13 protein-coding genes are annotated in these 11,940 nt (G+C 64.4%); 9 read left to right on the forward strand and 4 right to left on the reverse strand.

Going from position 1 to position 11,940, the window contains the following annotated elements:
• The first annotated feature begins 130 nt into the window (after window positions 1-130).
• Genes gndA through zapE form a run of 3 tightly spaced genes read left to right on the forward strand, consistent with a single transcriptional unit; the run spans window position 131 to window position 3,912 of the window.
• On the forward strand, window positions 131-1,570 hold the full coding sequence (gndA, locus tag FB389_RS00925) for an NADP-dependent phosphogluconate dehydrogenase (RefSeq protein WP_142110954.1): 1,440 nt from the start codon (window positions 131-133) through the stop codon (window positions 1,568-1,570).
• Window positions 1,567-2,814 (forward strand): carboxylate--amine ligase, encoded by a 1,248-nt coding sequence (locus FB389_RS00930; protein ID WP_142110955.1) that lies wholly within the window; start codon window positions 1,567-1,569, stop codon window positions 2,812-2,814. Before gndA ends, FB389_RS00930 begins: the two co-directional genes overlap by 4 nt.
• Before the next feature lie 45 nt (window positions 2,815-2,859).
• Window positions 2,860-3,912, forward strand: a complete 1,053-nt coding sequence (zapE, locus tag FB389_RS00935; protein WP_246043454.1) for a cell division protein ZapE — start codon at window positions 2,860-2,862, stop codon at window positions 3,910-3,912.
• A gap of 89 nt (window positions 3,913-4,001) precedes the next feature.
• Here the strand turns inward: zapE and FB389_RS00940 are convergent, their stop codons facing one another.
• Window positions 4,002-5,336: a C40 family peptidase gene (locus FB389_RS00940; RefSeq protein ID WP_170207813.1), complete on the reverse strand. Its 1,335-nt coding sequence runs from the start codon at window positions 5,334-5,336 to the stop codon at window positions 4,002-4,004.
• A gap of 89 nt (window positions 5,337-5,425) precedes the next feature.
• The gene (sepH, locus tag FB389_RS00945) at window positions 5,426-6,604 is read right to left on the reverse strand and encodes a septation protein SepH (RefSeq protein ID WP_246043455.1); all 1,179 of its coding nucleotides are present in this window, start codon (window positions 6,602-6,604) and stop codon (window positions 5,426-5,428) included.
• Between the two features lie 150 nt (window positions 6,605-6,754).
• Between sepH and FB389_RS00950 the strand changes: the two genes are divergently transcribed.
• From FB389_RS00950 to FB389_RS00975, 6 genes are all read left to right on the forward strand, one after another.
• Window positions 6,755-7,597: an inositol monophosphatase family protein gene (locus FB389_RS00950; protein ID WP_142110958.1), complete on the forward strand. Its 843-nt coding sequence runs from the start codon at window positions 6,755-6,757 to the stop codon at window positions 7,595-7,597.
• 151 nt (window positions 7,598-7,748) lie between these two features.
• Window positions 7,749-8,048, forward strand: coding sequence for a DUF4193 domain-containing protein (locus FB389_RS00955; RefSeq protein WP_142113363.1), 300 nt, complete (start codon window positions 7,749-7,751; stop codon window positions 8,046-8,048).
• Entirely contained in the window at window positions 8,045-8,485 is a 441-nt protein-coding gene (gene dut, locus FB389_RS00960; protein WP_142110959.1) for a dUTP diphosphatase, read from the forward strand. Before FB389_RS00955 ends, dut begins: the two co-directional genes overlap by 4 nt.
• Before the next feature lie 154 nt (window positions 8,486-8,639).
• Window positions 8,640-9,365: a DUF3710 domain-containing protein gene (locus FB389_RS00965; RefSeq protein ID WP_170207814.1), complete on the forward strand. Its 726-nt coding sequence runs from the start codon at window positions 8,640-8,642 to the stop codon at window positions 9,363-9,365.
• A complete protein-coding gene (locus FB389_RS00970; RefSeq protein ID WP_142110961.1) occupies window positions 9,362-9,742 on the forward strand; it encodes a single stranded DNA-binding domain-containing protein in 381 nt (126 codons plus the stop codon). Before FB389_RS00965 ends, FB389_RS00970 begins: the two co-directional genes overlap by 4 nt.
• A complete protein-coding gene (locus FB389_RS00975; protein WP_246043456.1) occupies window positions 9,732-10,424 on the forward strand; it encodes a DUF3159 domain-containing protein in 693 nt (230 codons plus the stop codon). Before FB389_RS00970 ends, FB389_RS00975 begins: the two co-directional genes overlap by 11 nt.
• 134 nt (window positions 10,425-10,558) lie before the next feature.
• Here the strand turns inward: FB389_RS00975 and FB389_RS00980 are convergent, their stop codons facing one another.
• Both FB389_RS00980 and FB389_RS00985 read right to left on the reverse strand, forming a co-directional pair.
• Window positions 10,559-11,236: a potassium channel family protein gene (locus tag FB389_RS00980; RefSeq protein ID WP_142110962.1), complete on the reverse strand. Its 678-nt coding sequence runs from the start codon at window positions 11,234-11,236 to the stop codon at window positions 10,559-10,561.
• Window positions 11,233-11,886, reverse strand: coding sequence for a potassium channel family protein (locus FB389_RS00985; protein WP_142113367.1), 654 nt, complete (start codon window positions 11,884-11,886; stop codon window positions 11,233-11,235). The genes FB389_RS00980 and FB389_RS00985 overlap by 4 nt, the downstream gene beginning before the upstream one ends.
• Window positions 11,887-11,940 lie beyond the last annotated feature (54 nt).

The raw sequence follows: 11,940 nt of genomic DNA on the forward strand, positions 1-11,940 counted from the left end.
GGCGGTTGGGTCGCGGTGCGTGATTTTGCCGCCGGGCGGACTACGCTTGTGGGGGTGTTTCCGCCGTGGCGCTGCGACCGGCGCCCTTGGCGGGTGGAATCTGCACGATCAACGAGGGGAAGTAAACGGAATGGCTGAATTGGCACAGATCGGTGTGACCGGTCTTGCGGTCATGGGGCGCAACCTTGCGCGTAACATCGCACGACACGGATACCGGGTCGCCGTCCACAACCGGTCCTATGGGCGCACCGAGTCCCTCATCGCCGATCACGGCGACGAGGGAACATTCATTGCGTCCAAGGAAACCGCTGATTTTGTTGCGTCGATCGAACGGCCACGCAAGATCATCGTCATGGTGAAAGCTGGCGCTGCCACTGATGCCGTAATCGAAGACCTGCTCCCGCACCTGGATGAGGGCGACATCATCATCGATGCCGGAAACGCGCACTTCCCCGACACCATTCGGCGCGAGCACGACCTCGCGCAAAAGGGAATCCACTTCGTCGGCATGGGAGTTTCGGGTGGTGAGGAGGGTGCCCTCAACGGGCCTTCCATCATGCCGGGTGGAGCCAAGGAGTCGTACACGACGCTGGGGCCGATCCTCGAGGACATCTCCGCGAAGGTTGATGGTGTTCCTTGCGCGACGTATGTGGGTCCAGACGGCGCGGGGCACTTCGTCAAGATGGTCCATAACGGCATCGAGTACGCAGACATGCAGCTGATCGCCGAGGCGTACGACCTGCTGCGCCAGGGTCTCGGCCTCGAGGCGCCGGCCATCGGTGACATCTTTGCGCAGTGGAACAGCGGTGATCTGGAATCGTTCTTGATTGAGATCACCGCCGAAGTCTTGGGGCACACCGACGCCAAGACTGGCCGGCCGTTCGTAGACATCGTGCTCGACCAAGCCGAGCAGAAGGGGACCGGTCGCTGGACGGTTCAGAACGCCCTCGACTTGGGCGTTCCGATCACCGGCATCGCGGAAGCGACTTTCGCGCGGGCGCTTTCGGGGTCGGTCCCCCAACGCGTGGCCGCGCAGGCGGCGTTGCCCGCCAACGCGGGGCAGTGGGATATCTCAGACCGCGACGCGTTTATCGAGGACGTCCGCCGCGCACTCTACGCGTCAAAGGTGGTCGCATACTCCCAAGGGTTCGATCAGATCGCTGCCGCGTCGGCCGAACACGACTGGAACATCGATCGCGGTGCGATGGCGCGGATTTGGCGGGGCGGATGCATCATCCGTGCCAAATTCCTGAACCGCATCACCGAGGCGTACGAGCGCCAGCCGGAGCTACCGCTGCTGTTGGCCGATGAGTACTTCGCGAAGGTCGTCGGCGATGGCCTGGAATCGTGGCGCCGTATCGTTGCGCTTGCTGCCTCGAACGGGGTCCCCGTACCGGCCTTCTCCTCATCGCTGTCGTACTACGACGGCGTGCGCGCAAATCGCCTGCCCGCCAACCTGATCCAGGCGCAGCGGGACTTCTTCGGTGCGCACACCTATCACCGCACGGATGCCCCGGGCGTCTACCACACCGAGTGGTCGGGCGACCGTAGCGAGACGCAGGAGTCATGATGCAGGCGAGTGCGGCGCCGGTACAGCCGGTTATCTTGGGCGCGGACATTGGCGTGTATGCGCTTGCGCGCGCCTTTCACGCGCAATATGCCGTGAAGTCGATAGTCGTCAGCGGCGCCGTGCTCGGCCCCATCGCCAATTCGAAGATCATCGACAATCGGGTCGTCGCCGATGGGCACGATCCGCGGCAATTGGTGGATGAACTACTGGCTGTTGCCGACCAGCACGCGGGCGCTCCGCTGCTGCTGCTCGCGAACAGCGACTGGTTGGTGCGGCAGGTCGTCGAGCACCGCGACGAATTGGCGCCGCACTATCACCTGCCGTTTCTCAGCTCAGAACTCTTGGACCTGCTGAGCGACAAGGCAAGCTTTACGGAGGTGGCCAGGCGGCACGGTATCCCGGTGCCGGGCACCGTGGTGCAGGATTTCGGCGTGCCCGCGACGCAGTGGGTGCGCGCCGATGTTCCGTTCGACTTCCCGGTGATTGCGAAGGCGGCCAGTAGCGCCGACTACCAAGAGGTGGAGTTCCCCGGAAAAGCAAAGGTCTTCGAGATCGGGTCGCAAGCGGAGCTCGATGATCTTTGGGCGCGGCTGCGAGCCGCCGGATACGCGGGGAAGTTTGTGGTCCAGGATCTTATTCCGGGTGATGATACGGGTATGCGGTCGATCACGGCATACGTGGACTCGCATGGCAAGGCGACGCTCCTGTGCTCCGCCCACGTCCTGCTTGAGGAACACACCCCGTCAGGACTGGGTAACCCCGCGGCGATGTTCACGACCGAAATCCCGCAGATTCTTGAGCCCGCGCGCCGGATGCTTGAAGCAATCGGGTACCGCGGATTCGCAAACTTCGACGTCAAACTCGATCCGCGTGACGGGCAGTACCGCTTCTTCGAGGTGAACCCACGAATCGGGCGCAACAACTACTACGTGACAGCGGCGGGAGCCAACCCGGCCAGGTTCGTCGTGGAAGACCTTGTGAACCGCCAAGCGGTTGAACCGGTGACGGTGACTAACCAAGTTCTGTATTCGATCGTGCCGGTTAGGTTGCTTTTGCGGTACATCGTCGACCCGCAGCTGCGGTCTACGGTGTCCTCTCTGGCTCGGTCTGGTCACGTGGCCCGCCCCCTGTGGTACCGCGCCGACCGCAGTTTCAAGCGCGGGCGATACGTTGGGCTTGCGCTGATCAACCAGGTCAGAAAGTTCCGCAGGCACTATCCGCAGGTATCGACCACGGGATTCTGACGTCCACAGTGGCGTTGCTCTCGACATTACGAGTAGATTTGGCACGTGACTTTGGTCCCATTTGAGTCGTTGACGACGCGGCACCCCGCCGTTCCTGCCTCCCGGTTGATCGCTGAATTGGTTCCGCCCGCACACTTTCGCGGCGAGAATTTCGGGACGTATGTGGCGAGCCCTAACCACCCGTCGCAGGCAGCGGCTCGTGACCGCCTGACGCAATTGGCAAAGTCCCTGAGCGTGCCGCAGCGAAGGGGCATTGGCGCCCTATTCGGGCGTAAGCATGCAACGCCAGCGTTCTACCTCGACGGGGGTTTTGGCGTCGGTAAGACGCACCTGCTCGCCTCGCTCGCCCACGAAGTGGGTACGGGAGGCGCCGCATTCGGAACATTCGTGGAGTACACGAACCTGGTCGGCGCGCTGGGCTTCGCGGCCACCGTCGAAGCGCTGAGCGCATATCGGGTCGTGTGCATCGATGAGTTTGAGCTCGATGATCCCGGCGACACGGTTCTCATGGCCCGATTGCTGCGTGAATTGGCGGATCGCGGTGTTGCATTGGTTGCCACATCTAACACTCTTCCCGAGGCGCTGGGGGAGGGAAGATTCGCCGCCGACGACTTCATGCGCGAGATCCAGGCGCTCGCGGGGCGGTTCGAAGTGCTGCGGATCGACGGCAACGATTTTCGGCACCGCACCGCGCTTACGAGCGCTCTCGTGGTTGCCGACGGCGAGGGGGAGCAGCGATTGGCCGACCTAGCGGCGGCGGGGCTTGTCGTGACGAAGGACGCGTGGTCCGGTGTCATGGATCACCTCGCGCGGGTTCACCCGAGCCAGTACGGCGCGATGCTCGACGGCATTGGCGCGCTGGGGATCACCGGCGTGACGCAGATCGCCAATCAGAATGATGCACTACGTTTTGTCGTCTTGGTGGACCGGCTCTACGACCGCGACGTCCCGGTCGTTCTTTCTGGTCCAACAACGGATGCCGAGCTATTCACTCCGGCAATGCTGCGCGGCGGCTACCGCAAGAAGTACTTCCGTACCCTTTCACGACTGGGGGCACTAGTAGCCGATGCGCAGCTGGCGCGCGTTCCGCACGCCTAACGCCGATCGCTTGCTAAGACATCGCGCCCTGCTGAGGCATATTGCGCAGCTGGCGCGCGTTCCGCACGCCAGCTGCGCAATCGCGATGCTTACGGAAACGGCCGCACGACCACCGATTTTGCGGTCCCGGATCCGGTGCTCCGCGAGAAGTTCCTGACCACCGGCCCGCCGGGCAGCAACTCAATGATCTTTCCGTTTCCCAGGTAAAGCGATACGTGGGATATGGGGGCGCTGCCGTGCGCATAGAAAATGATGTCACCGCGACGGCGTTGCGATAGCGGGACGTGCTTGAAACGCTTGAGCTTCATGAGCTCCCGGGAGGACCTGTACAAAGGCAGGGAATGCTTGACGGTGGTGATCGGGCGGGGATCTATCCCCGCCGCGTAGAGCGCTTGTAGGATCATCCCTGAGCAATCGGCTCCGTCCTTTACGGAACCCGCGCCTCCCCACACGTAGTGCGATTTGCGGTACTTTAGCGCGTATCCGACCATGGCTTCAACGCGCTGCTTGCGTGTCGCGTCCAGCCCCACCTGCACGGGGGCATGCCACGTGTCGAGACCGTACCAATCGCTCTTCTTGAGCCCCAGGGCGAGCCAGGTCTTGAGGTTCACAACGCCATTCGCCCGCAGGCCATGTTTGCGTTGAAAGGCCTTGACGCGCGAAATGGTGGCGTAGTCCATGGTCTCCCACCGCGATCCCATTCCGAGAGCCTTCTGCACCTTGGAGACCTTCATGCCGTTCATACCGCGGGTGAGGTTATATCCGATCCCGGGGCTTTGCGCGATCGAAGTTTTGGGCTGGTAGTAGCGCTTGCTGGGTGCGTAGCGCGGCCTGACGGTGAGTTTGAAAACGGAGCCGGTAGCGGCAGTCGATTTCGCTGCGTTGCGCAGGACAACGCGCCATTTGGACGAGGCCAGCGCGTACCAGAACCGGTCGCGCTGACGCATGGTGAAGACAACGGTCGCGACCGCTTGTTTGCCCGCCACGGATTGCCTTTTTCGGGTGACCCATGCGCCGTTCTTGCGTTGCTGTAGCTCGAGCTTGCCGGCGACAGGGTTCTTCACCTTCACGGACACCTTCCACGATTTCCCGGCGGTGGCCTTCCGGTTCGCAATCTTTGCGATAGCCGGCTTGGGTTTCGCGGGGTTCGTGCCTGTGTCGGTGCCGGGGTTCGTGCCTGTGTCGGTGGCGGGGTCCGTGCCCGCATCCCCATCCGCGTCAGCGGCCGTGACATTGCTCGGCGCTGCGGGCTCCGAGCCGTCCGCGCCCGCGAGCGGTGTGGCCTCGACGGCGACCGGGGCAACCGTGACGGACGGATCGCCCGTCGTTGGTGCGGCGACGGCGACGGTCCCCGTCGAGGACACCGCCGCGACGATTGCGAGGCTGACTAGAACGCGTGGGGCCGGCAGGCGAAGCATCATCATCTTTCGTATGGGTCGCGCCGCATGGCAAGCCCACGACGCCGGAGATCGATCCATGCCCCGGGATTGGAGCACCGTACGAAACTTGGAGCCTAATCCGTCTTCGCACCAAAGACAATTTCATCCCAGGTCGGCATTTGTGACCGCTGGCGCCGGTTGCCCTTTGCCGACCGCGCCTGCTCGGCCGGTGGAACGCTGTCGCCGAGCTCGAGTTCCGGCTGCGCCTCGGGGGACGCGTCTGCGTCGGCCGTCGCACGCGCGGTCGGTGCCGCAGCGGCGCCCGCGCCACGCGCGACGGTGTCGGATTCCGATCCGTGAGTATCGGCCACGTCCGCGGCACCGGCGGCGTCCGCGCCGTCCGTCGCGCGGACGGGGATAGCACCCGTCAGCGGTACGACGGCAGAGGAACCGCCCGCGGAAACATCGCCTGCGGATTCGTCACATGGCCCCTCGACCGGTTGTCGCACGCCGCGCCGCGCGGCCAAATCATCGAGCAGCGCCTCGGTGTCGACCACCGCCTTGATTTGCCCGGTTTCGAGGGAATAGACGGGAGCGACGCTGTCTGCGCCGGCAGGCGCAGCGCCGTCCGGGAATGCCTGCACGTCGAACGGTTCGTCGCGCACCGACGACAGGTGGCGGCGGCGCGGAATGGGCTCGTCGATGATCGCCGTTTCGGAAAGCCAGCGGGCCTCGTCGTCAATTGCCGTGAGAACCATGGTTCGTGGATCGAACGTCCACGTTGCCGCGGTCGGCTCCGCGCCGACCATGTAGCGAGCAATCACGCGCCATCGACCGCCCGGCGGCTTGACGGCATCCCATTCGATCGATGCGATGTCGACCTCGCGCGATGCGAGCCGGTCCGTGACCAGATCGCCGAGTTCGGGGGCGTCCGATTGCGTTCCGACCGTTGCGGAACGCGCCTGGCGGGCAACGAAGGCCCGCTCGTCCAAAACTGGGCGCTCGTAGCGGTGAATGTGCCCGATAGGTATCCCGGATTCTTGCGAAATTTTGTCCGCGCTGTCGCCCGCGCGCACCCGTCCCTGAATCTCGCGGGGGCTGATCGTATCGGCATTTTGCAGCAATTCGAGGCGGGCGCGGTCGCCGCGGACTGCCGCCAGCAGCTCATCGTTGATCGGGAGCAGGAAGCGCGTGTTACCCGCGGCCTTGAGCACCAGGTGTTCGCCGTCCGTATGCAATCCGACCAGTGACAGGTCAATGATCGTCCCCGTTTGCGACGCATCGGACGATCCACTGCCGCGGTTCACAGACATTGAGCCTCCTTGTCGTACCCGCACCCACGCGGGTGCTATAGGCATGCCGTGCAACTAAGGGTGCCACGCGGGTTGCGGTGATCGCGGTTGCCATGCGGAGTGGCGCCAACATTCACCTGCCGTTCACGCTGCGCGGATACCATCGAAGCCATGGATGAAGATTCGCCAGTTCGGGCACGTGAACTTGAACGCATCGCCGTCGACATCGCGCGGGAAGCGGGCGAGTACATTCGCGCGAATGCCCCGGCCACAGTGGAGGTCGCGGCGACCAAGACAACCGACACGGATGTCGTGACGGCCATGGATCGCGCGGTCGAGGCGCTAATCAGGGACAGGCTCGCCCGGGTGCGCCCAGGGGATGGCTTCTACGGCGAAGAATCCGATCCCGACACGAGCGATACGGGAATAACCTGGGTGGTGGACCCCATCGACGGGACCGTTAACTATCTGTACGGGCTCGGATCGTTTGCCGTATCTATCGCTGCGGTCGCCGGGGAGATGACGGTGGGCGGCTGGACGGCATTGGCCGGGGCCGTGCACGACGTTCCCGGGGCGATTACGTGGCATGCGGCTCGCGGCAACGGCGCCAGGCGCGAGGGAGTGAAATTCACGATGCCGGGCGCCAAGGAATTGGGGCATTGCTTGGTGGGAACAGGGTTCGGATACGACCCGCGGCGCCGGATCGTGCAGGCGCAGACGCTGGTCACCGTCCTGCCGCGCATCAGGGACATCCGCCGCATCGGGTCGGCAGCTTTGGATCTTTGCAGGGTCGCCGCGGGCAATCTCGACGCCATGTATGAACGCGGCTTGTATCCGTGGGATTTCGCGGCCGGTGGCCTGCTGGTCGAGGAGGCGGGAGGCCAGGTGATTGGGTTGCGCGGGAAGGCGCCGAGTGGGCAAATGCTTGTCGCGGGCGCGCACGTGGTTGCGGACCAGCTCGCGGGCCTGCTTGCTGCCGCCGGTGCGGATCGCGATGCGGAGCCGCTGGATTAGGCAAAGGTCGTGGTCGATGTGCATTTTCGCCGCCAATGAGCAACAATGCTGGCGCGGCCGGGAACAAAAATGCTTCGCCGGTGCTTGAGTAGGGCGACAGTTCAATTATCATTCTCGCAACTGCCGAGATGGACGGAGCGTGAGATCACTAATGGCCACCGATTACGACGCACCCCGCAAGACCGAAGAGGACCTCTCCGAGGACTCGATCGAGGAGCTGAAGGCGCGTCGATCAGACAAATCATCCGGCGTCGTTGACGAAGACGAGACAGAAGCCGCGGAAGGATTCGAACTCCCCGGCGCCGACCTGTCGGGTGAAGAGCTTTCTGTCCGCGTTCTGCCGCGCCAGGCGGACGAATTCACCTGCACCAGCTGCTTCCTCGTGCATCACCGCAGCCAGCTTGCATACGAGAAGGACGGCCAGCAGGTGTGCACAGAGTGCGCGGCATGAGCTGCACCGAGGTACTGGTAAAAATCCTGGACGAGGCCGCCTCGCTCCCGGCGTACGCACACCCCGGGGATGCGGGTGCGGACCTTGTCACGACGCAAGACGTGGAGCTTGCTCCACTGACCCGTGCGCTGGTTCCGACCGGGATCTCGATCGCGCTGCCCGACGGCTATGTGGCATTGGTGCATCCGCGTTCCGGATTGGCGATAAAGCAGGGCCTCACGATTGTCAACGCGCCGGGCACCGTCGACGCGGGGTACCGCGGTGAGATCAAGGTCGCCCTGTACAACTCCGACCCCACGACACCGATCGTCCTGCGTCGCGGGGATCGGATCGCGCAACTGGTCATCCAGGAGGTAACCAGGGCGCGTTTCATCGCGGCTCAGGAACTTCCCGGTTCGGATCGTGGGGATGGCGGATTCGGTTCTTCCGGCAGGTGATGAGGGCGCGGTATTGCCGCGTCGCGGTACCCGTGTCAGCGCGGCCGCGGTGGGGTGCGGATGCGCGGACAATTCAGAGTAACCTTGCAATGATGTGTACGGCGTGGGACCGGGCGAAGGCGCGCAGGCGTAGCGTCCGATCAACAAAGGAGATGTGACCGGCGTGGGACTCTTTGGTCGAAAGAAGTCAGCGGAAAAGCCCGCGGTAGCGGGCGACGAGGCGACCGGGGACGGCGCCGTCGACACCGTAGCGGACGCAACCGCAAAGAGCGGGCCCTACGACGTCGCGGAGCGGCCGGAACTTGGCAACCTGATTGATTTTGGGGTCTTGCGGGTGCCCGGAATCGACGGCATGAACGTGCGGTTGCAGTCCGACCCCAACGATGTCATCGGGGGCATCGCGATCGAGGTCGGCAAGACGAACCTGCAACTCAACGCTTTCGCCGCGCCCAAGAGCGCGGGGATCTGGGACGAGGTGCGCGACGAGATCGCGGCGTCACTGACCGCTGACGGCGGATTCGCGGATGTGGTACAGGGACCGTTCGGCAAGGAACTACAAGCCCGCATTCCGGTGCGCACTGCCCGCGGCGGCAACCACGGCCATGCTCCCGCGCGGTTCATCGGAATCGACGGGCCGCGGTGGATGCTGCGCGCTGTCATCACAGGCGAGGGCGCGACCGCGGCGGCGGCGGCCGAGCAGGTGGAATCCCTGATCGCCGGCACGGTGGTCGTGCGCGGCTCCGAGGCGCGCCCACCGCGAGAGATACTGCCGCTAACCGCACCGGTGGTCGCCGGGCAACGGCCCGCTGCGCCGCAAGGTGCAACGGATAAGGACTTCAACCCGCTCGAACGCGGACCCGAAATCACCGAGGTGCGATGAGCCTGGCCACCCGCGTTCGCGGTTACTTCACGCCGCGCGAGCAGGCTGCTGACGCCGACGGCCTCGATCAGTTCCTCCACGGTGGGCCGGTCGCGACGTGTAAGCAGGCTTGCGGGCGCGGGCGCACGGTGATCGTCGGGCGGATCCGCTCGATCACGGTGCAGCCCCACTCGAGCGCGCCTTCGTTCGAGGCCGAGGTTTCCGATGGAACCGCCTCGATTCGCCTCGTGTGGTTGGGAAGGCGGACACTGGCCGGGGTCGTCCCCGGCGGAATCATCAGGGCGCGCGGCTTCGTTAACACGGCGCAGTCGATCCCGACGATCTTCAATCCGAGTTACGAGTTGTGCGCAAAGCAGGGACACGACAGTGGCGAATGAGTCCGGGATAAAGTCGCTGACTGCCGACGAATTCGACCCGCTGGCGGCGGTGGGGGGCATCCGCGGGCTGATCGAATCGATGCTGCCGGGCACGTTATTCGTCATAGTGTTCGTTCTCACTAACGAGCTGCGACCCCCCATCATCGCCGCGGGAGCCGCGGCGCTTTTGGCGGTGGTCGTCCGGCTGGCGCAGCGCTCGTCCCTGACACAAGCGCTCTCCGGGGTGGCAGGCATCGCAATCGGCGTCATTTGGGCGTGGAGATCGGGCAAAGCTGAGAACTACTACCTGTGGGGCCTGCTGACAAACGCCGGCTACCTGGCGGTCATCTTGATTTCGATCATGGCGCGGTGGCCGGCGGTCGGGGTCGTCGTCGAGCTCTTCAAAGCCGGATTCCACGATGCGAAGCGGATCGAATCAGGGCAGACCAAGGGATGGAGCAAGTGGCGCGGGGACCCGCTTGCCCTCAAGGAATACAACCTCGCGTCGTGGCTGTGGGTTGCGCTGTTCGGCGCTCGGCTTGTCGTCCAGCTTCCGCTGTACCTGACGGAGCAGGTGGGCTGGTTGGGAACCGCGCGATTGGTTATGGGGCTGCCGCTGTGGGCCGCCACGCTGTGGCTCACGTGGATCGTCATCAACGGGCGGGCCAAGGATCGCCCGGTGCCGACCCAGGAACCTGCCTAGTCAGGTTCGCCGCGAGGCGTCGTCTGCGCCGCGCTCGGTGGCATCACAGCGTTGGGGCATTGAGGCGTTGGGCTGTTAGTCTTCGTCGGCGGTGCGCTGCCAGCTTTCCTCCGCATGATCGTTGCGGGGTTGGGTCATTCCTCTTCGTCGGCGGTACTAACCAAAAGGGCGCGCAGGGCGCCTTGGTCCGCCTCACTTGCGCACACAAGCAGCAGTTCGTCGCCGACTTCCAGCGTGTCGTCACCCGTGGGCGAGAAAGGGCGCTTGTCGCGTACCACCGCCGCCAGGACCGTATCGGCTGGCCAGGTGATCAGGCCCAGCCGCACCCCGACGACGGGGGAGTCCGCCGGGAGGTTGATCTCCAAAATGTCCGCACCGGACTGGTTGAACGTGAAAACACGCACCAGGTCCCCGACCGATACAGCCTCTTCGATCAAGGCGGTCATGGTCCGCGGCGTCGACACCGCGACGTCCACGCCCCACGCGGCGTCAAACATCCACTCGTTCTTGGGATTATTGACCCGCGCAACCGTGCGCGGCACGCCGAATTCCGTCTTGCACAGCAACGAGATGACAAGGTTGGCTTTGTCGTCGCCCGTCGCCGCCACGACAACGTCTGCTTCGTCGACGCGGGCCTCGTTCAGCGATGAGAGTTCACACGCGTCCGCAAGCAGCCAATCGGCCTCCGGGACCTGGGCCACGCGCATCGCCGACGATTGCCGGTCCATGAGGGTGACCTCGTGGCCGTTCCCGATCAGCTCGCGGGCTATGGAGCGGCCAACCGATCCGGCACCACACACGACGATTTTCATTCTGCCCCCTGCGCGCGCGGATTTGCCAATACTCGTTCAACGCGGCTGGCGTCCGCGGTCGGGATGATCATGTGAAGCGTGTCGTTTTCCTGCATCACCGTCAGCGCCGTCGGCAGTACGCACGCGCCCGCACGGATGATGTAAGCGGCGCGAGCCCCGGCGGCCTCTTCCAGATCCGCGACGGCTACGCCGAGCCATGAGCGGTGCACATCGACCTGGCTGAGCGCAACCGCGCCCGAGGGATCTACATAGTCCGGTGTCGCCCCCATCGGCAGCATGCGCCGCAAGACCTGGTTAGCCGTCCACTTGACCGTCGCGACCGTGGGGATTCCGAGCCGCTGATAGATTTCGGCGCGGTGGCTGTCATAGATGCGAGCCACGACGTTGTCGATGCCAAACGTTTCGCGGACCACCCGCGCCGCCAGGATGTTGGAGTTGTCGCCGTCCGAGACCGCGGCAAAACCATAGGCGTCGTCGATCTCGGCCTGTTCCAGGGTGTCGCGGTCGAATCCGATACCCGTCACGCGCTTGCCGGAGAAATCGGGGCTCAGGCGGCGAAAGGCTTCGGGACTCTGGTCGATTACCGCGACGGAATGCCCGTAGTCTTCCAAGGATTCGGCGAGCGTCGCGCCGACGCGCCCGCAGCCCATGATCACAAAGTGCACAAGAACAAACGCTATACCCCTTTGCGGTGTCCTGTCGCC

It is taken from the genome of Rarobacter incanus (assembly GCF_006715765.1).
In the GTDB taxonomy this organism is placed as follows: domain Bacteria; phylum Actinomycetota; class Actinomycetes; order Actinomycetales; family Cellulomonadaceae; genus Rarobacter; species Rarobacter incanus.